This is a genomic window from Arthrobacter sp. MDT1-49-2 (genome assembly GCF_059090185.1).
This window is the reverse complement of sequence record NZ_JBNHFK010000001.1, coordinates 37,344-56,193: the sequence shown is the minus strand read 5'-3', so window position 1 is coordinate 56,193 and position 18,850 is coordinate 37,344. Positions and strand designations below refer to the sequence as shown.

Annotated in this window: 16 protein-coding genes; 4 read left to right on the top strand and 12 right to left on the bottom strand. The window is 66.2% G+C overall.

The genetic code is table 11. From position 1 onward, the window contains the following. Positions 1–20 precede the first annotated feature (20 nt). The gene (gene aspS / locus AC5RTS_RS00255) at positions 21–1,832 is read right to left on the bottom strand and encodes an aspartate--tRNA ligase (RefSeq protein WP_493990082.1); all 1,812 of its coding nucleotides are present in this window, start codon (positions 1,830–1,832) and stop codon (positions 21–23) included. A 124-nt stretch (positions 1,833–1,956) separates the two neighbouring features. Here aspS and AC5RTS_RS00250 point away from each other — a divergent pair, with 124 nt between their 5' ends. Next, positions 1,957–3,261 carry an APC family permease gene (locus AC5RTS_RS00250; RefSeq protein ID WP_493990081.1) on the top strand — a complete coding sequence of 435 codons (1,305 nt, stop codon included), beginning with the start codon at positions 1,957–1,959 and terminating at the stop codon, positions 3,259–3,261. Here the strand turns inward: AC5RTS_RS00250 and AC5RTS_RS00245 are convergent. Together AC5RTS_RS00245 and hisS are read right to left on the bottom strand one after the other, a co-directional pair. Continuing rightward, complete coding sequence (locus AC5RTS_RS00245; RefSeq protein ID WP_493990080.1) at positions 3,258–4,271, bottom strand: adenosine deaminase; 1,014 nt, start codon at positions 4,269–4,271, stop codon at positions 3,258–3,260. The two genes, AC5RTS_RS00250 and AC5RTS_RS00245, sit on opposite strands and share 4 nt — an antisense overlap. A gap of 178 nt (positions 4,272–4,449) precedes the next feature. Next, the gene (hisS, locus tag AC5RTS_RS00240) at positions 4,450–5,790 is read right to left on the bottom strand and encodes a histidine--tRNA ligase (RefSeq protein ID WP_493990079.1); all 1,341 of its coding nucleotides are present in this window, start codon (positions 5,788–5,790) and stop codon (positions 4,450–4,452) included. 179 nt (positions 5,791–5,969) lie between these two features. On the opposite strand from hisS, the gene AC5RTS_RS00235 reads away from it, so the two are divergent. The 3 genes from AC5RTS_RS00235 (at position 5,970) to AC5RTS_RS00225 (ending at position 8,922) form a co-directional block, all read left to right on the top strand. Next, positions 5,970–6,728 carry a peptidylprolyl isomerase gene (locus tag AC5RTS_RS00235; protein WP_493990078.1) on the top strand — a complete coding sequence of 253 codons (759 nt, stop codon included), beginning with the start codon at positions 5,970–5,972 and terminating at the stop codon, positions 6,726–6,728. A 53-nt stretch (positions 6,729–6,781) separates the two neighbouring features. Beyond that, on the top strand, positions 6,782–8,209 hold the full coding sequence (locus tag AC5RTS_RS00230) for a DUF349 domain-containing protein (protein WP_493990077.1): 1,428 nt from the start codon (positions 6,782–6,784) through the stop codon (positions 8,207–8,209). A 95-nt stretch (positions 8,210–8,304) separates the two neighbouring features. Beyond that, a complete protein-coding gene (locus tag AC5RTS_RS00225; RefSeq protein WP_493990076.1) occupies positions 8,305–8,922 on the top strand; it encodes a type IV toxin-antitoxin system AbiEi family antitoxin in 618 nt (205 codons plus the stop codon). Positions 8,923–8,982: 60 nt separating this feature from the next. Here the strand turns inward: AC5RTS_RS00225 and AC5RTS_RS00220 are convergent, their stop codons facing one another. The 9 genes from AC5RTS_RS00220 to pdxT all read right to left on the bottom strand — a co-directional run bounded on the left by AC5RTS_RS00220 (position 8,983) and on the right by pdxT (position 18,803). Continuing rightward, positions 8,983–11,148 (bottom strand): RelA/SpoT family protein, encoded by a 2,166-nt coding sequence (locus AC5RTS_RS00220; RefSeq protein WP_493990473.1) that lies wholly within the window; start codon positions 11,146–11,148, stop codon positions 8,983–8,985. A 363-nt stretch (positions 11,149–11,511) separates the two neighbouring features. After that, positions 11,512–12,525, bottom strand: coding sequence for a protein translocase subunit SecF (gene secF, locus AC5RTS_RS00215; RefSeq protein ID WP_493990075.1), 1,014 nt, complete (start codon positions 12,523–12,525; stop codon positions 11,512–11,514). Further along, positions 12,525–14,252: a protein translocase subunit SecD gene (gene secD / locus AC5RTS_RS00210; RefSeq protein WP_493990074.1), complete on the bottom strand. Its 1,728-nt coding sequence runs from the start codon at positions 14,250–14,252 to the stop codon at positions 12,525–12,527. The genes secF and secD overlap by 1 nt, the downstream gene beginning before the upstream one ends. A 93-nt stretch (positions 14,253–14,345) precedes the next feature. Then, complete coding sequence (locus AC5RTS_RS00205) at positions 14,346–14,783, bottom strand: preprotein translocase subunit YajC (RefSeq protein WP_493990073.1); 438 nt, start codon at positions 14,781–14,783, stop codon at positions 14,346–14,348. Between the two features lie 103 nt (positions 14,784–14,886). Further along, the gene (gene ruvB, locus AC5RTS_RS00200; protein WP_493990072.1) at positions 14,887–15,981 is read right to left on the bottom strand and encodes a Holliday junction branch migration DNA helicase RuvB; all 1,095 of its coding nucleotides are present in this window, start codon (positions 15,979–15,981) and stop codon (positions 14,887–14,889) included. 1 nt (position 15,982) lies between these two features. Continuing rightward, on the bottom strand, positions 15,983–16,609 hold the full coding sequence (ruvA, locus tag AC5RTS_RS00195; protein WP_493990071.1) for a Holliday junction branch migration protein RuvA: 627 nt from the start codon (positions 16,607–16,609) through the stop codon (positions 15,983–15,985). 73 nt (positions 16,610–16,682) lie between these two features. Next, on the bottom strand, positions 16,683–17,282 hold the full coding sequence (gene ruvC, locus AC5RTS_RS00190; RefSeq protein ID WP_493990070.1) for a crossover junction endodeoxyribonuclease RuvC: 600 nt from the start codon (positions 17,280–17,282) through the stop codon (positions 16,683–16,685). 12 nt (positions 17,283–17,294) lie between these two features. Then, positions 17,295–18,053, bottom strand: a complete 759-nt coding sequence (locus tag AC5RTS_RS00185) for a YebC/PmpR family DNA-binding transcriptional regulator (RefSeq protein ID WP_493990069.1) — start codon at positions 18,051–18,053, stop codon at positions 17,295–17,297. Between the two features lie 3 nt (positions 18,054–18,056). Continuing rightward, positions 18,057–18,803 (bottom strand): pyridoxal 5'-phosphate synthase glutaminase subunit PdxT, encoded by a 747-nt coding sequence (gene pdxT, locus AC5RTS_RS00180; protein ID WP_493990068.1) that lies wholly within the window; start codon positions 18,801–18,803, stop codon positions 18,057–18,059. Positions 18,804–18,850: the final 47 nt, after the last annotated feature.

Genomic DNA, 18,850 nt, shown 5'->3' with positions numbered 1-18,850 from the left:
CACGTACGCAGTGCTGCGTACTACTTCTTATCGTCGGCCTTTTTGGCGTCGTCCTTCTTGTCCTCAGCCTTCTTGGCCTCCGGCTTGAAGTCCACACCGGCCTCCTTGCGCTGCTGCGCGGTGATCGGCGCCGGAGCCGCGGTCAGCGGATCGTAGCCGCCGCCGGACTTCGGGAAGGCGATGACGTCGCGGATGGAGTCGGTGCCGGCCAGCAGGGCCACCACGCGGTCCCAGCCGAACGCGATGCCGCCGTGCGGCGGGGCGCCGTACTTGAAGCCCTCGAGCAGGAAGCCGAACTTCTCCTGGGCATCTTCCTGGCTCAGGCCCATCACCTTGAAAACGCGCTCCTGCACCTCGCGCTGGTGGATACGGATGGAACCGCCGCCGATTTCGTTGCCGTTGCAGACAATGTCGTAGGCGTAGGCCAGTGCCGACTCGGGGTCCGTGTCGAAGGTGTCCATGAACTCGGGCTTGGGCGAGGTGAAGGCGTGGTGCACGGCCGTCCAGGCGCCGCCGCCCACGGCGACGTCGCCGGCGGCCACTGCTGCCGACGCCGGCTCGAACATGGGCGCGTCGACAACCCACACGAAGGCCCAGTCCTTGGGATCGATCAGGCCGGTGCGGTGGCCGATCTCCACACGCGCGGCACCGAGCAGGGCACGGGCCTCGCTCTTGTCACCCGCGGCGAAGAAGATGCAGTCACCGGGGTTGGCGCCCACCTTTTCGGCCAGGTTCTCCCGCTCGAAGTCGGTGAGGTTCTTGGCCACCGGCCCGGTCAGCGTGCCGTCTTCCTGGACCAGCACGTAGGCCAGGCCCTTCGCGCCGCGCTGCTTGGCCCATTCCTGCCAGGCATCGAGCGTGCGGCGGGCCTGGGAGGCGCCGCCCGGCATCACCACGGCGCCCACGTACGGGGCCTGGAAGACGCGGAAGGTGGTGTCCTTGAAGAACTCGGTCAGTTCGGTCAGTTCCAGGCCGAACCGCAGGTCCGGCTTATCGGAGCCGTAACGGGCCATCGCATCGGCGTAGGTCATGCGCGGGATGGGCGTGGTGATGTCGACGCCGATCAGCTTCCACAGCGACTTCACGATCTGCTCGCCGAGGGCAATGATGTCGTCTTCCTCCACGAAGCTGGCCTCAATGTCCAGCTGCGTGAACTCCGGCTGGCGGTCCGCGCGGAAGTCCTCGTCACGGTAGCAGCGGGCGATCTGGTAGTACTTCTCGAAGCCGCCAACCTGCAGCAGCTGCTTGAACAGCTGCGGAGACTGCGGCAGGGCGTACCAGGAGCCCGGGGCCAGGCGTGCCGGGACTACGAAGTCGCGGGCGCCTTCGGGGGTGGAGCGCGTCAGCGTGGGGGTTTCGATTTCCACGAAGCCCTCGTCGTGCAGCAGTTCGCGGGCAACGCGGTTGGCTTCGGAGCGCAGGCGCATGGCCGCGGCCGGTGCGGGGCGGCGCAGGTCGAGGTAGCGGTGGCGCAGGCGCGCCTCTTCGCCAACTTCCACGTGCTCGTCAATCTGGAACGGCAGCGGGTCCGAGGTGTTCAGGATGACGGTCTTGTCCGCAATGACTTCAATCTCACCCGTGGCCAGGGCCGGGTTCTCGTTGCCCTCCGGCCGCTTCTGCACGGTGCCGGTGATCTGCAGGACGTACTCGTTGCGCAGTCCGTGGAAGACATCCTCTTCACGCACCACAACCTGGGCCACGCCGGAGGCGTCGCGCAGGTCGAGGAAGGCGACACCGCCGTGATCGCGCCGCCGGGCGACCCAGCCTGCAAGAGTAACGGTCTGTCCAATATGCTCGGCCCTCAGGGAACCAAGGGCATGAGTGCGCAGCACAGCTGTCCTTTCGAAAAACTTGCGGAAACCATTGTTTCCGCCCATTGTGAATACACTGTCTCCTTCAGAGTTTACCGGTGAACCACCCCCCACCCTGCCAAGTCCCTACCGATTGGAAGGTCATTTGTCCGGCAACACCCAGCCGCGCATTCCCCTCGGCGGCTTTGATGCCACCACTGCCGGCATTGGATCCATCGTAGGGGCAGGTGCATTCGTCGCTTTTTCGCCGGCAGCCGCCGCCGCGGGGCCTGCCCTGGCGCTTTCGCTTGGCATCGCCGCTTTTGTCGCGCTGCTGTGCGCGATGTCCACGTTCCAGCTCAGCCGCGCGGTGTCCCGCCGGCTCCCCGAAGACCGGGGCGGGGATGCAACCGCCCGCACGGCTGCGCGGATCCTGCTGGGCCCGTACAGCGGTTTCTTTTCCGGCTGGACCCTGTTGTGGGGGCTGCTGCTCTCCGCCGCCGTCCTTGCCCTCGCGTTCGGCGCCTATGTTGTTCCCGAGTATCCGGTCGCCGGGGCGGTGGGCGCCGTCGTCGTGATGTCCGCGGTGAACCTGGCGGGCGTGAACCGGGGCAACTGGGCCACCCGGTTTATCCTGGCGTTCGTTTTTGCCATTCTTGCCTTCACAGTGGTGGTCCTCTTCAACGAAGCGCCCAACCAGCCGGTCCGGGTCGGTGCCGATATTGAGCCGTCCGCGGCGGGAATGCTGCAGGGCGCGGGCCTGCTGTTCTTCATCTTCTCGGGCTACACCAAGCTCGCCACCCTGGGAAAGGGGATCCGCAACCCCTCGCGCAACCTTCCGCTGGCCATCCCGGCGGCCATAGCCGTGGCCTTTGTCCTCTACCTGCTGATGGGCCAGTCTTTGCTCGCCTACTACGGGGCTGCGGCGCTGGCCGCGGAACCGGCCCCGCTGCTTGATCCGATGCAGAGCGTGGGGGCAAACGTGGGAACCGGCGCCATTGTGCTGGCGGCGGCCGCCGCAGCGCTGGGCGGGATCTGGGTGCTGCTGGAATCGGCGGGCCGGACTGCAGCCGCGATGGCGGCAGACCGTGACCTGCCCGCGGTGCTCGGCCGCAGCCGGCCGGGCCGCGCCGGATCGGATGGCCGAACCCCGTGGGCGGCGGAAATCCTGGGCGCGGCCGTGGTGGTTGCCCTGGTGCTGATCGGGGACCTGGACGGCCTGATCGCGATGGCTTCCTTCGCCCTGCTTTTTTACGCCGCCATCACCACGGTGTGCGCCTTTATGCTCAAGGACCGCAGCCGGTACGCTCCGCGGGCCCTGAACGTTGCGGGCACCGTGGGAGCACTGTTGCTGGCGCTGGCGCTTCCGCCGCTGTCCATTTCCCTCATGCTGATCATCCTCGTGGCCGGCCTGGTGGTGCGTCTGAGCTTCCGCCGTCCGCGTAACACCAAGCCGGACCCGACCCTTTAGGCCCCCGCGGCCTCCCAGCGGCGCACCTCCAGCAGCAGTTCCTCCCGGCGTCCGGGCGGGGCGAAGGACGCCTCAATGGAGTTCGCCGCCAGCCGTGCCAGCTGCGCCCGGTTTAGTCCGAAGGCTTCCTGCACGGCTTGGAAGTTGTCATCCGCATAGCCGCCGAAGTACGCCGGATCATCGGAGTTCACGGAAATGTTCAGTCCGTGGTCAAGCATCTGCGCCAGGGGATGCTCCGCGAGCGTGTCCACCGCCTGCAGCCGGACATTGGACAGCGGGCAGATGGTCAGGGGGATTTTCTCGTCCACCAGGCGTTGCACGAGGTCCGGGTCGTCCAGGCAGCGTATGCCGTGGTCAATCCGGTCAACCAGCAGAAGGTCCAAGGCCTGCTCGATGTAATGGGACGGTCCTTCTTCCCCGGCATGGGCGACGGTCCGCAGCCCGGCTTCCCTGGCCCGCCGGTACAGCCCGATGAAGGCTTCAGGCGGGTTGCCCAGTTCCGCGGAGTCCAGCCCGATGCCGATGATGGGGGCCTCCATGGCCAGCAGGTCTTCCAGAACGTCCAGGGCCTCTTCTGCCGGGCGGTCCCGCAGGAACGCGGCGATCAGGGAGGAAGAGATGCCGAATTCCTCCTCGCTGGCCGCCAAAGCGGCACAGACGCCCCGCACGGAGGTTTCCAGCGGGACCCCGCGGATCAGGTGGGCCTGCGGGTCCATCATCATCTCCACGTGCCGCACACCGGCGGCGGCCGCCCGGCGAAGGTAGGCGCGGGTCATGTCCGTAAAGTCGGCCTCTGTGCGCAGTACGTCCATGTTGGCGTAGTACAGGTCCAGGAAGGATTGCAGGTCGGTGAACCGGTAGCGTGCCCGCAGCTCGTCCAGCGAGGCGTACGGAAGGCTGATGCCGTTGCGCCGGGCCAGCTCGAAAATCAGCTCCGGCTCGAGGGTTCCCTCAATGTGCAGGTGCAGCTCGGCGCAGGGCGGGGTGGAGGAAAGTGCGGTGGTAGGCATGCTTTAAGCCTAGGCGTCCCGCCGGTCCGCGGCTAAATGCGGCCGGCGGGAGCATCACGGCTGACAGCGCGCCGCCGACGTCGTGCTGATGAACGTCCGCATGCCGGGCATGAACGGACCCCTCCAGGGTGCGGGCCCCCATCGCCTGCCGTAAAAGCCCGCCCCTGGGCACCTGCCCCTATGCCGGGGCGACCGTCACGCTGAGGTCCTCTGCGGGCGGAGTCCACAGCGCGGGATCGGCCGGCACCTGCTCGCCGGAGCGGATGTCCTTGACCTCGTGGCTGCCGTCTTCCGCGGTGAACCAGACAAACGGGATGCCGCGGCGGTCCGCGTACTTAATCTGCTTGCCGAACTTCTCCGCCTTGGGCGCAACCTCCACGGAAATCCCCCGGCTGCGCAGCTGCGCGGCGGTGTCCTGCGCTGCGGACCAGGAATCATCGGTGGCCAGGGTCATCAGCACGGCGGTGGGGACGCTGCGGGAGGCCTGCGCGAAGTCCTGGCTGAGGATCCGCATGACCAGGCGGGTGACACCGATGGACAGCCCGACGCCGGGGAAGGTCCGGCTGCCCTTGCTGGCCAGCGCGTCATACCGCCCGCCGGAGCAGACGGATCCCAGCGCCTCGTGGCCCACCAGCACGGTCTCGTAGACGGTGCCCGTGTAGTAGTCCAGGCCCCGGGCGATGCTCAGGTCTGCCAGCACCCGGCCCGGCGCCCGCCGGGACGCTTCACTGATGACCTCCGCCAGTTCGGCCAGGCCCTCCTCGAGCAGCTCGTTGCTGACGCCGAGGGCACGGACCTCATCTACGAAGGAGATATCTTCGGCGCGGATGGAGGCCAGTTTCAGGGCGGCGGACGCCTGGTCCGGCGTGGCACCGAGTTCTTCCTGCAGCAGTTCGGCAACTCTTTCGGCGCCGATCTTCTCCAGCTTGTCGATGCTGCGCAGCACCCCGGCGGTGTCTTCCAGTCCGATGCCGCGGTAGAAGCCCTCGGCCAGCTTGCGGTTGTTGACCCGGATCTTGAAGTCCGGGATGGGCAGGGCGCCGAGCGCTTCGGCAATGACCAGCGCCAGCTCGACGTCGTACCGGAACGGCAGTGCGCCGTCGCCCACCACGTCAATATCCGCCTGGGTGAACTCGCGGGCCCGGCCCTCCTGCGGACGTTCGCCGCGCCAGACCTTCTGGATCTGGTAGCGGCGGAACGGGAAGGAGAGGTGGCCGGCGTTTTCCACCACGTACCGGGCAAAGGGCACGGTCAGGTCAAAGTGCAGGGCCAGCTGGTTGGGGTCCTCCTTGCCGGCGGCCTCCCCTTCCTCTGCCTGCAGCCGGCTCAGCGCGTAGACTTCCTTGTCGATTTCGCCCTTGCGCAGCAGCTGGCCCACTGTCTCCACGGCACGCGTTTCAATGTTGGAGAAGCCGTGCAGTTCAAACGTTCGGCGCAGCACGTCCAGGACATGGAGTTCAACCAGGCGCTCCTGCGGTAGCCATTCGGGGAAACCGGACAGTGAGGCCTTGCGTGCCATGGTGGCGAACTCCTTAGCTGGGCGATGGCACGGGCAGCAGCGCTCCCGGCCGAAACAGAAAAATGCACACGCTGACATGCGTAAACTATGTGCGGCACTCATTTTAGCCTCTTGGATGCAGACCGCGTTGCTGCCAGGGCGCGGACCCGGGAGGCCCGACCGCGCTCAAGGAGGCAACTGTGGCGGCAAACCGCACCAACCGCGAAGACAGGCGCCGGGTGGCCCGGATCCAGGCCCGCCGGGCGTTTGACGTGTCGCGCAGCCGGCGCCGCAAGCGGGACAACCTGTTCGCGGGTGCTGCTGCGGCCGTGGTCCTGGCACTGGCGGTGTCCCTGCAGATCAGCTGGTTCAGTTCCAATCCCACTGCTGAGGAACTGGCACTGGTGAAGGAACAGGCCGGCGCGGGGCTGCCCCGGGAAATCCCGGACAAGTCGCTCGCCGAGGGTAAAACCTTCACCGGTTCACTGGCGCTGGGCCAGGGCGAGGTGGGCGTGGAGCTGGACGGCAGTGCCGCACCGCAGGCTGCGGCAGTGTTCAAGACCCTCGCGGACGACGGCTACTTCAACGGCAAGGACTGCCACCGCCTGACCGCCACGGAGCAGATGGGTGTGCTGCAGTGCGGTTCCGAAAACGGCGACGGCAAGGCGGACCAGGAATTCCTCTGGGGTCCGGTGGAGAACACCCCGGAAGACGGTTTTTACCCGGCAGGAAGCATCGCCGTGGCCCGCGGGGCTGACGGCGACAGTCACGGCACACAGTTCTTCATCGTTTACAAGGATTCGGTGATAACGCAGGAAACCGGCGGCTACACGATAATGGGTAAGGTAACGTCAGGTCTTGACGTAGTGGAGTCCATTGCGTCCCGGGGGATTGCTTCCGGGGCAGCCGATGGGCAACCGAATGACCCGGTGACGATTAACTCGTTCACCCTGAATTAAGTGGCGGCGCGGGCTTCGCAAACTGCCATCCATCGAGTGAAAGACTTTTAGCGGTGACAGACAGTCAGAAATCCGACGAAACAGCAGCCCAGACCGCTCCGGAGACGAGCCGGCCTGCCGCTCCCAGCCCGGCAGCCCTCGCAGGCCGCCGCCCCTCCCCTGCCGCAGGCACCGGGCCCGCCGCTGCCGCGCAGCCGGTGGTAGCCGCTCCCGCAGCCCACTCCACGCCGCTGGAAGAAGCAGCCCGGTTCGCCCGCGTGGAAGAGGACGGCCATGTCTTCCTTCTGGTTGACGGCGAGGAATTCCCCGTCGGCCAGTTCCCCGACGCGTCCAAGGAAGAGGCGCTGGCCTACTTTGTGCGCAAGTACGACGACGCCGCCAGCCAGCTTTTGCTGTTGGAACAGCGGATCCAGGTCAAGGCCCCGGCCGCCGACATCCGCAAGACCCTGAAGCACCTGGCCCAGCAGATCGCCGAGCGCAAGATGGTTGGGGATGTGAAGGCGCTGGACGCCCGCGTCGAGTCGCTGGAGACCGCCCTGAAGGAAGCCGAGGCCGCCGAACGCGCCGAAGCGGAGGCCGTCAAGGCCCGCGAGCTTGCTGCCCGCGAAGCCATTGTGGCCGAGGCCGAGGAAATCGCTGCAAAGGACCCGGCAAGCATCCAGTGGAAAACCAGCAGCAACCGGATGAACGAGCTCTTCGACGCCTGGAAGTCTGCGCAGAAGAACGGCCCGCGGCTGGGCCGCAGTGCCGAAGATTCCCTCTGGAAGCGTTTCCGCTCCGCCCGTACCGTGTTCGACCGGCACCGCCGCGCCTACTTCTCCCAGCTGGACAGCGAAAATGCCTCGGCGAAGTCCGCGAAGGAAGCACTGATTGCCCGTGCGGAAGAGCTGTCCACGTCCACGGACTGGGGCAACACCGCCGCTGAATACCGGCAGCTGATGGACGAGTGGAAGGCTTCCAAGCGGGCCAGCCGCAAGGATGACGATGCCCTCTGGGCGCGCTTCCGTGCTGCCCAGGACAAGTTCTTCGCGGCGCGCCAGGCGGCCAATGAAGTCATCGACGAGGAGTTCGCCGCGAACCTGGTGGTCAAGGAAGAGCTCCTCGCCGAGGCCCAGGGCCTGCTGCCGGTCACTGACCTCGCAGCCGCCCGGAAGGCGCTGCAGTCCATCCGCGAACGCTGGGAGGACGCCGGCAAGGTACCGCGCGCCGACATGGGCCGCATGGAAGCCGGGATCCGGAAGGTGGAGGAAGCCGTCAAGGCCGCCGAAGACGAGCACTGGCAGCGCAGCAACCCGGAAACCAAGGCACGCACCAACTCGGCACTGTCCCAGCTTGAGGCCACCATCGCCTCCCTGGAAGAGGATCTTGCCGCGGCCGAGAAGGCCGGAAACGCCAAGAAGATCGCCGACGCACGAGAGGCCCTCGAGGCCCGCCAGCAGTGGCTGGCCATGCTGCAGAAGTCTGCACAGGACTTCGCCTAGCAGCAGCCCGCGGCATCCGGCCCCGCTGCTTCCGTTATCCACAACGGAAGCAGCGGGGCTTTCGCATTACGGGGCCGCGGAGCACGCTGGTATCCATGCCGGCCCAGCTTTTTCCCTCTCCGGGAGCACTCCCCCAGGTCACGTCCACGGGCGGTGCCCTGTTCACCGCGGACGTGCCGTTCGGCCACGCAGAACTGCAGGCCATGGCCATGGACGGACTGCTGCGGCATGTGTACGCGGAGACCTACCTTCGCTGGGATGTCCGGCCGGACCCCGTTATTCGGGCGTTGGCCGCGTCCCGGGTACTGCCCGCAGGCCTGCGGCCGCGGCTGACCATGGGCAGGATGACGGCGGCCTGGATTTACGGGTGTGCACCGCGGCCGCGGCGGCTGGACGTGATGGCGGACCGGCGCAGCCGCACCGGGGCCCTGCGCCCCTTCAGCACGGCGGTCCTGCATGAAGTGCTTCTCGGTCCGGCGGACCGTGTCCTGGTGGGTACGGTGCCGGTGACATCGCCGCTGCGTACCGCCGTCGATATAGCCCTGCATGCGCGCACAGCTGACGCCGTACCGGCCCTCCGGCGGCTGGCAGCCCATCCGGCGCTGGGCTGCCGGCTGGAACTTGTCCGGCGGGCGCTGGACGCGGGTCGGCGGGTGCCGGGCAAAGCCGCGGCCCTCGAACGCATCGACGCCGCGTCGGCGCCGGGCGGGTAACCAGGCGCCGGGCGGGTAACCAGGCGCCGGGCGGGTAACCCGGCGCCTGGTTACCGGCGGCTATACCCGCCGCTGCGAACCGGTGGTGCGGTAGACGTCGAACACGCCGTCGATCTTCCGCACGGCGCTGAGGATATGGCTGAGGTACTTCGGATCACCCATCTCGAACACAAACTTCGACATGGCCACCCGGTCACTGGACGTATTGACGCTGGCGGAAAGGATGTTCACGTGGTTCTCGGACAGGACCCGCGTGACGTCGGAGAGCAGGCTCTTGCGGTCCAGCGCTTCCACCTGGATTTCGACCAGGAAGACACTGGACTGGGTCGGAGCCCATTCCACCGGCACAATGCGGTCCGGCACGGCGCGGAGTTCCTGGACATTGCGGCAGTCGCTGCGGTGCACCGAGACACCGGAGCCGCGGGTCACGAAACCGATGATCGGATCCGGCGGCACCGGAGTACAGCAGCGGGCCAGCTTGATCCAGACGTCGCCGGTTCCGCGCACGGTGACGCCGGAATCGGTGAACTTGGGACGCCGGGCAGCGGTGGATACCGGCGTTTCGGCCAGGTCCTCTTCCGCCCCCTGGTGCCCGCCCATCAGGTTGACCAGGTGCTCGATGACGTTCTGCGCCGATGTGTGGCCGTCCCCGACCGCCGCATAGAGGGCGGAAATGTCCTGGTGGTGCAGCTCCTCCGCCACGGCCACCAGCGCATCGTGGGTCATGAGCCGCTGCAGCGGCAGGTTCTGCTTCCGCATCCCCCGGGTCAGCAGGTCCTTGCCCTTTTCAATCGCCTCTTCGCGGCGTTCCTTGGTGAACCACTGGCGGATTTTGTTCCGCGCCCGCGGACTCTTGACGAATCCCTGCCAGTCCTGGCTGGGACCCGCGCCTTCGGCCTTGGAGGTGAAGATCTCCACCCAGTCGCCGTGCTGGAGTTCGCTGTTCAGCGGTACGAGTTTGCCGTTGACCCGGGCGCCGATGGTCCGGTGCCCCACTTCGGTGTGCACGGCGTAGGCAAAATCCACCGGCGTCGAACCGGCCGGCAGCGCCATCACTTCGCCCTTGGGCGTAAAGACGAAGACTTCGCGGGCATTGATCTCGAACCGCAGCGAATCCAGGAACTCGTCGGGATCGGAGGTTTCCTGCTGCCAGTCCACCAGACTGCGCAGCCATCCCATGTCGTCCGGGGCCTCGGGACCCTTGCTGCCGTCTTTGTACTTCCAGTGCGCCGCAACGCCGTATTCGGCACGGCGGTGCATGTCATGGGTCCGGATCTGGATTTCCACCGGCTTGCCGCCGGGACCGATCACCGTGGTGTGCAGCGACTGGTACATGTTGAATTTTGGCATCGCGATGTAGTCCTTGAACCGCCCGGGCAGCGGATTCCACCGCGCGTGCAGGGCGCCCAGGGTCGCGTAACAGTCGCGTACCGAGTCCACGAGGACACGCACACCCATCAGGTCATGGATATCGTCGAAGTCCTTGCCCCGCACAATCATCTTTTGGTAGATGGAGTAATAGTGCTTGGGCCGGCCCGTAATGGTGGCCTTGATCTTCACCGCGTGCAGGTCATCGGCAATCTGGGACCGCACGGTGCCCAGGTACTTCTCCCGTTCGGGGGTCCGGTCACCGACCATCCGCACAATCTCGTCGTACACCTTCGGGTGCAGGGCGGCGAAGGAAAGATCCTCCAGCTCCCACTTGATGGTGTTCATGCCCAGGCGGTGTGCCAGCGGGGCGAAGATTTCCAGGGTTTCGCGGGCCTTCTTGGCGGAGGACTCCGGCGAAACGAAACGCCAGGTCCGGGCATTGTGCAGCCTGTCGGCCAGCTTGATGACCAAGACGCGGATGTCCTTGGCCATGGCGACCACCATTTTGCGCACGGTCTCGGACTGGGCCGCATCACCGAAGGTCACCTTGTCCAGCTTGGTCACACCGTCCACGAGCATGGCCACTTCGGGACCGAACTCGCGGCGAAGCTCCTCCAGCGTGTAGCTGGTGTCCTCCACGGTGTCATGCAGCAGGGCTGCCGCCAGCGTGGTGCCCGTCATGCCCAATTCGGCGAGGATGGTGGCCACGGCAACGGGATGGGTGATGTAGGGATCACCGCTCTTGCGTTTCTGGCCCTCGTGGCTGCGCTCGGCCACCACGTAGGCCCGCTGGATCAGGTCCAGGTCTTCCCGCGGGTTATTGACCCGGACAGTGCGCAGCAGCGGCTCCAGCATCGGCGAGTAGCCGGGGTTGCCGCGGCCGGCCAGCCGGGCAAGGCGCGCCCGGGTGGAGTGGCGCCGGCCCGATCCGGGCCTGGCGGCGGGCTCCACCGCTGCAGCATCAGTAGCTGCGGCGCTCTCCGTACCCCGGGCTATCCCGGTGGTACGGCCGTTTCCTGCCTCATTGGCAGGCGTTGCACTGTTGGCCACTGCCGACCTTTCTTCCGCGCTTCAAAAATCCGGTGCTCAACGTTCACATGGCGGCTGCACAAAAATGCCCTGTCCACCAGTCTAAGCCTGCCTGTGCCGCACTTAAACCGCAGGTTCCGTACTCCTTGGGCGGAGTACGGAACCTGCAGGGTGGATTACTGCTTCCGGCTAGGCGCTGACCAGAGCGGACTTCGCTTCCAGGGCCCGGCGTTCGGCCACCCGCTTGGCCTGCTTGCGGATATCCGGCTCGTTCCGGCGCAGCCACGCGTACATCGGCGCCGCAATGTAGATGGTGGCGATGGTGCCCAGGATGATCCCGACAAACAGCGCCAGGGACAGGTCCTTCAGGGTGCCGGCTCCCAGCAGCAGGGCGCCGATGAACAGGATCGAGGCGACCGGCAGCACCGCCACCACGGAGGTGTTGATGGACCGGACCAGGGTCTGGTTGACGGCCAGGTTCACCTCCTCGGCGAAGGTGCGCTTGGTGCGCTTGTCCAGGTCCTTGGTGTTTTCCCGGACCTTGTCGAAGACCACCACCGTGTCATAGAGCGAGTAGCTCAGCACGGTCAGGAAACCGATAATGGCCGACGGCGTGACTTCGAAGCCGATGAGCGCGTACACCCCGGCGGTCACCACCATCACCACCAGCAGACCGGTGACGGCTGCCAACGACATTTTCCAGGTCCGGAAGTACAGCGCCATCAGCACCGCAGCCAGGGCCACGAACACAACCAGGCCCACCAGCGCCTGCCGGCTGACATCACTTCCCCACGTGGGGCCGATAAAGGTGGAGGTCACCTCGTCCTGGCTGACCCCGTAGGTTTCCGCCAGCGAGTCCTTGACCTGGAGGGTCTGGTCCTCGCTGAGCTTCTCGGTCTGGATCCGCATGGTCCCCGGGGCGATGTTCGTGACTTTCGGGTCAGCGGTGCCTGCTACTTCGGCCACCGCTTCCTCACCGCCGCTGATGTCCGTGTTGCTGACGTTGGAGACGGTGAACTCGGAGCCGCCGCGGAATTCGATGCCGAGGTTGAATCCGCCCTTGGCCACCGGGATGAGGATGGAAAGCAGTACCGCGGCAGCCGCGATGAGGAACCATAGCTTCGCCTTGCCGACGAAGTTATAGGACCGCTTTCCGGTGTAGAGGTCGTTGCCGAATGCGGCGAAACTGGGGAGCTTACTCATTACTCGCCGTCCTTTTCGGAGCTGCGGCCGCTGGCCGCCATGGAGTTCTGCTTTTCGGCAAGCCGCCGCTCTGCGATGGTCAGACGCCGTTCAGCTTCCTTCGCGGCTGCCTTGTTCTTGCCGCGCAGGGCCGGAGAATCACCGGGCTCGCGCAGGCGTCCGGCACCCCGGTAGAGCGGGACCGCACCTAGCCTGGTGGTGTCCAGGCCGGAGAACCGGTGCCCTTCGCCGAAGAACTTGGTCCGGGCCAGCAGCACCATGGTCGGGTGGGTGAACATAAAGACCACGATGAGGTCCGCAATAGCGGTCAGCCCCAGGGTGAACGCAAACCCGCGGACGTTGCCTACGGCCACGAAGTAGAGGACGACGGCGGCGAGGATGTTCACTGCCTTGGAGGCCAGTACAGTGCGCTTGGCACGTTTCCACCCGTTGTCCACGGCGGATACCAGGCCGCGGCCGTCACGGAGCTCATCACGGATGCGTTCGAAGTAGACGATGAACGAGTCGGCCGTCTGGCCGATGGCCACAATGAGACCGGCCACGCCGGCCAGCGAGAGCCGGTAGTTATGGCTCCAGCCCAGGATGGCGATGGCCAGATAAGTCAGCACACCCGCGACCACCAGCGAGGCGATGGTCACCAGGCCCAGCGCCCGGTACTGGAACAGGGAGTACACGGCCACCAGGGCCAGGCCGATGAGGCCCGCGATGATGCCCATGCGCAGCTGGTCGGCGCCGAGCGTGGCGGAGACCTGCTGTTCGCTCTGGATTTCGAAGCTGATGGGCAATGCGCCGTATTTCAGCTGTTCGGACAGCGCTTCGGCGCTTTCCTGGGTGAAGTTGCCGGTAATCTGCGGCTTGCCGTCGGTGATGACGGCGTTGACCGTGGGGGCGGAGATGATCTGCCCGTCCAGGACAATCGCGAACTGGTTCCGCGGATCGCCCTGCGGGAAGGCAAACAGACGCTCGGTGACCTGGCGGAAAGTGTCGGTGCCTTCACCGTTGAATTCGATGTTGACGGCCCACTGGTTGGTGGAGATGCCGTTGTTTCCCTGTGCCATGCCGAAGCTGGCCGTCGAAATCTCGCTGCCGGGAACTTCCACCGGGCCCAGGATGTACTTGCCGGCGGTACCGGGCTCGCAGGCGACCATGGGCTGGTCTGCGGCGGCCTGTTCCGCGTTGGCGAGGGTGTCGGGGTTCAGGCAGTCCGTGGTTTCGAACTCGGTCTGCAGTTCCGGGGAAATCCAGTTGGGATCGGATCCGTCGGTCGGCTCCGCCGTGGGCGTGGGCAGCTGCTCCGCCGGTGTCGGATCGGTGACTGCCGCGCCCTGCCCGCCGCCGCCGGCGAGGACCGGGCGGAACTCCATCTGTGCGGAGGCCTGGATCAGCTCGCGTGTCTCGGCATCGGGAACGCCGGGCAGCGAGACCACCACGTTGCGGTTGGACTGCGTGCTGATCTCGGCTTCGGAGACACCGCTGCCGTCCACACGCTGGCGGATGATCTCCACCGCCTGCTCCAGCTGTTCGGCGTTGATATCGGAGCTGGCTCCCTGAACCTTGGGAGCAAGGATCATCTGGGTGCCGCCCTCGAGGTCAAGGGCAAGTTTGGGGGTCCAACTGGCGTTGCTCCACATGGAGCCGCCACCAAGCAGGAGGGCCAGGGCAGCAAAAATGACGCCCAGCCAAATGAGCGTCTTTTTCGCGGCCGAGCCGGGGCCGGTACGGGGCATAGGGAATTTTCCTTTGGGGCGAAGATCACCGGCGCCAAACGGGCTCCGGTGAGGCAAGCGGGGCGTCAATGCCCCGCTTAGCTCGTGGAGAGTCTAGTTCTCTTTTGTATCGTCGCGGCTCAGGCGCTTGAGTGTTTCTTCAGGCGTCTCGTTCCGGGCGGCGGCATCCTGACCGGAATCGGCATCCCGGGCCGCACCCTTGCCCAAGGTCAGGGAGGACGCGTCGTCAGGAACCTGCGGGGTTTCCTCGGCGTCTGCCTCTTCAGCCGGCTGCTGCATAACTACCTTGGTCAGGGCCTGCAGGTGCACGGTGGCGGTGTTTCCCGGGGAAAGTTCCAGGACTGCCTTGTTTTCTTCCTGGTCCACGGAAACGATCCGTCCGAAAAGCCCGAACTGGGTCATAACCTCAGTGCCCGGAACCATCTGGGCGCGCTGCTGGGCCACCGACTGCGTCGTCTTCTTCTGCTTGCGGAACATCATGATGACGAAGACCGCCAGGAGCAGGGGAATGAAGAGATCAGCGATATTCACGTGGGGAAATCCGTTTCTTTTGAGGAAGGTTGCGGCACATCCGGGCACCGGGCCGGGACCGTGCCATAGGGCCAGTCTAAGGGGAAAACGTGGAAGGACGCTGTTAAGTTTCCTGCGGCGCCCAGTCCCCGGCACCGGCCGCGGTGGCTGTGCCCGGTCCGGAGAACATGTTCGCCGGCATTGCTGCAGCAACGTGTTCGGGCATCTGCAGCCCCAGGTGCTCCCAGGCAGCGCGCGTGGCGATCCTTCCGCGCGGGGTCCTGCCCAACAGGCCTTCACGGACCAGGTAGGGTTCGGCAACGGTTTCCACTGTCTCCGGTTCCTCGCCGACGGCAATGGCCAGGGTGGACAGACCCACCGGTCCCCCGTTGAACTTGGTGATCAGCGCCGTCAGCACGGCCCGGTCCAGCCGGTCCAGGCCCAGCACATCCACTTCGTACATGTCCAGGGCGGCACCGGCGGATCGGGCATCGATCTGCTCGATCCCATGGACCAGAGCCCAGTCCCGGACGCGGCGCAGCAGCCGGTTCGCGATGCGGGGTGTTCCGCGGGAGCGGCCGGCTACTTCGGCGAAGCCGGCCGAGTTGACCTTCATGTCCATGAGCATGGCCGAGCGGCGCAGCACCAGTTCCAGCTCGTCGGTGGAGTAGAACTCGAGGTGTCCGGTGAAGCCGAAGCGGTCCCGCAGCGGGCCGGGCAGCAGTCCTGCCCGAGTGGTGGCACCGACCAGGGTGAACGGGGGAAGTTCCAGCGGGATGGCCGTGGCGCCGGCTCCCTTGCCCACCACAATGTCTACCCGGAAGTCCTCCATGGCCATGTAGAGCATTTCTTCCGCGGGACGGGACATCCGGTGGATCTCATCCAGGAACAGCACCTCCCCCTCGGTCAGCGAGGAGAGAATGGCGGCGAGGTCGCCGGCATGCTGGATCGCAGGGCCGGAACTGATCCGCAGCGGTGCGTTCATTTCCGCCGCAATGATCATGGAGAGGGTGGTTTTGCCCAGCCCGGGCGGGCCGGAGAGCAGGACGTGATCGGCGCTTCGGCCGCGCAGGCGGGATGCCTCCAGGACGAGGGAGAGCTGCTCGCGGACGCGTTTCTGCCCCACGAAGTCGTCGAGGTTCTTGGGCCGCAGGGCCGCTTCGATGGCTTTGTCGTCGGGGTCCGGGCCGGGGGCGACCAGGGAATCAGCGGTGGACACGTCAGCCGGCCTTCCGGCGCGAGGCAGTCCGGGCGCCGTCGGTACCCAGCCGGCGCAAGGTCAGCTTGAGGATTTCCCCGACGTTGCCGGCGGCGGCGATGTCCGGATACTCGGCGGCGGTGTCCTCAATGGCGGCGGTGGCGTCCTTTTCGGACCAGCCCAGGCCGGTCATGGCGGCAAGGACCTGTTCCTGCCAACGCGGAGCGGCGGGGTTCTCCGCGGTGCCGTGCGGCACCAGCTTGTCCGCCAGCTCCAGCACAATCCGCCGGGCACCCTTGGGGCCGATGCCGGAAACCTTGCTGAAGGCCTTGTCGTCTCCGCTGGAGGCCGCCACCCGGATGGCTTCGGGGGTGTGCACGGCCAGGACGGCCAGCGCGATCCGAGGGCCGACGCCGCTGACACCCAGCAGGATATCGAAGACCTCCCGCTGGTCCGCGTCGGTGAACCCGTAAAGCGTCATGGAGTCCTCGCGGACAATCATGGCGGTGTGGATGAAGGCTTCGGCGCCCGTGCGCAGGGTGGCCAGTGTCTGCGGGGTGGCCTGGATCAGCATCCCGAGCCCGTGCACATCAATGACGGCGGAGGTGAGGCCGACGTGCGAAACGACCCCGCGGAGGGAACTGATCATGAAGGAACTCCAGAGGCTGTATAGAACATATCTACGAATACCCTACTTGCTGGCGCCCGCTTTGCCGTGCTGATCAGTAGCTTCCGCGTTTTGCCCGGGCCTCCGCCTCGGCCCACAGCCGCTGGGCCGGGGTCTGTCCCGATGCCGGGGCGGTGCCCCGCGAGGCCGAACCTGCGGTGGGTCCGGGGCCGGCGACGCCGCGGCGCCAGGCATGCGTGATGGCCAGGGCCAGGGCGTCGGCGGCATCCGCGGGTTTGGGCACTTCATCCAGCCGTAGGATCTTTGTGACCATTTTCCCCACTGCGTCCTTGTTGGCCGAGCCGGAGCCTGTGACCGCCGCCTTGACCTCGGTGGGGGTGTGCAGTGCCACGGGGATTCCGCGCCGTGCCGCCGCGGCAATCACGACGCCGGAGGCCTGGGCGGTGCCCATGACTGTGCTGACGTTGAGCTGGCTGAATACCCGCTCCACCGCCAGGACGTCCGGCCGGTGGGTATCCAGCCACAGTTCAATGGCTTCGGAGATCACCAGCAGGCGGGCGTCCAGGGCGGTTCCGGCCACCGTGCCGACCACCCCCACGGCCACGAGGGTGGCCCGGCGGTTCCCTTCAACCTCAACTACTCCGAGGCCGCAGCGGGTCAGGCCGGGGTCCACCCCCAGGACGCGTAAAGACACTGAGCGGGCTGCTTAGTCGTCGTTTTCCAGCTCGGCCATCACGGCGGCCGGGATGTCTGCATTGGAGTAGACGTTCTGGACGTCGTCGAGGTCTTCCAGGGCGTCGACCAGCTTGAGGAACTTGCGGGCTGCATCGGCGTCCAGCTCCACGTGCATGGACGGAACGAATTCCGCTTCGTCCGTTTCGTAGTCGATGCCGGCTTCTTCCAGGGCTCCGACGACGGCGCGCAGGTCCTGCGGCTCGGAAATGATCTCGAAGTTCTCCCCGGATTCCTTGACCTCATCCGCTCCGGCGTCCAGGACGGCCATCAGCAGGTCATCCTCGGTCAGGCCGTTCTTGGGAAGGTTGACCACGCCCTTGCGGGTGAACATGTAGGCCACCGACCCCGGATCGCCCATGTTGCCGCCGTTGCGGGTGACCGCCAGGCGGACCTCGGACGCGGCGCGGTTCTTGTTGTCCGTGAGGCACTCGATCAGCAGGGCCGAGCCCTGGGGTCCGTAGCCTTCGTACATGATGGTCTGGTAGTCGACGGCCTCGCCGAGCAGGCCGGCGCCGCGCTTGACGGCACGGTTGATGTTGTCGATCGGCACAGAAGTCTTCTTGGCCTTGGACACGGCGAGTTCCAAGGCCGGGTTGCCGGCCAGGTCGGCGCCGCCGGCACGGGCTGCAACTTCGATGTTCTTGATCAGCTTGGCGAAGGACTTGGCGCGCTTGGCATCAATTACGGCCTTCTTGTGCTTGGTGGTTGCCCATTTAGAGTGGCCCGACATGCTCTACGCTTCTCCTCTGATCATCTGGATAAATAGTTCATGAATGCGGCGCTCCCCCGTAATTTCCGGATGGAAAGAGGTTGCCAGCAGATTCCTTGAACGCACTGCCACAATTCTAGCGACCGAATCAGCTTCCGGCGCCGAAACCATGCCCGGATCCGCAGACCGGTTCGCGGATGGGACGGGAACGGGAACCCCCGGTGGTTCCCGAACCTGCGCCAGGACGCGCACCGAGGCACCCGCTTTTTCCACTTCGGGTGCCCGGATGAACACTGCCTGCACCGGGGGCGGCACGGCTCCCGCGGGCAGTGACGGAAGGGATTCGAGGCCTTCGAAGACAAGCTCCGTTTCAAAGGACTCGCGTTGACGCCCGAATGCGTTGCGGCGGACCAGGATATCCAGCCCGCCCAGGGTTTCCTGTGGGCGCCCTTCCCTGTCAGTGGCCGGATCTACCAGACGGTCAGCCAGCAGGATCATGCCGGCACAGGACCCGTACACCGGGAAGCCTCCGGAGATGGCATCTTTCAGCGGCACTGCCAGGCCGTAGGTGTGCAGCAGCTTGCCCATGGTCGTGGATTCCCCGCCGGGCAGCACCAGACCGGACAGCCCGTCCAGATCTGCGGGACGGCGCACGGGAACCGCAGCGGCACCCGTCGCCGCAACGGCGGCCGCATGTTCACGGACTCCGCCCTGCAGTGCCAGGACCCCCACCCGCAGGCCTGCGCCATGGGAACCTGTGAAGTTGGTCATTGCCTTATTCTAGGCAGCCCGGGTGCGCACCGAAGGTTGCCCCTGCG

Coding starts and splice junctions, on each gene's coding strand:
- AC5RTS_RS00220 (WP_493990473.1), bottom strand. CDS start 11,148: ATGCTGGAGCCGCTGCTGCGCACTGTCCGGGTCAATAACCCGCGGGAA.
- AC5RTS_RS00245 (WP_493990080.1), bottom strand. CDS start 4,271: ATGCCTACCACCGCACTTTCCTCCACCCCGCCCTGCGCCGAGCTGCAC.
- secD (WP_493990074.1), bottom strand. CDS start 14,252: ATGCCCCGTACCGGCCCCGGCTCGGCCGCGAAAAAGACGCTCATTTGG.
- AC5RTS_RS00185 (WP_493990069.1), bottom strand. CDS start 18,053: ATGTCGGGCCACTCTAAATGGGCAACCACCAAGCACAAGAAGGCCGTA.
- AC5RTS_RS00225 (WP_493990076.1), top strand. CDS start 8,305: ATGCCGGCCCAGCTTTTTCCCTCTCCGGGAGCACTCCCCCAGGTCACG.
- hisS (WP_493990079.1), bottom strand. CDS start 5,790: ATGGCACGCAAGGCCTCACTGTCCGGTTTCCCCGAATGGCTACCGCAG.
- secF (WP_493990075.1), bottom strand. CDS start 12,525: ATGAGTAAGCTCCCCAGTTTCGCCGCATTCGGCAACGACCTCTACACC.
- pdxT (WP_493990068.1), bottom strand. CDS start 18,803: ATGACCAACTTCACAGGTTCCCATGGCGCAGGCCTGCGGGTGGGGGTC.
- ruvA (WP_493990071.1), bottom strand. CDS start 16,609: ATGATCAGTTCCCTCCGCGGGGTCGTTTCGCACGTCGGCCTCACCTCC.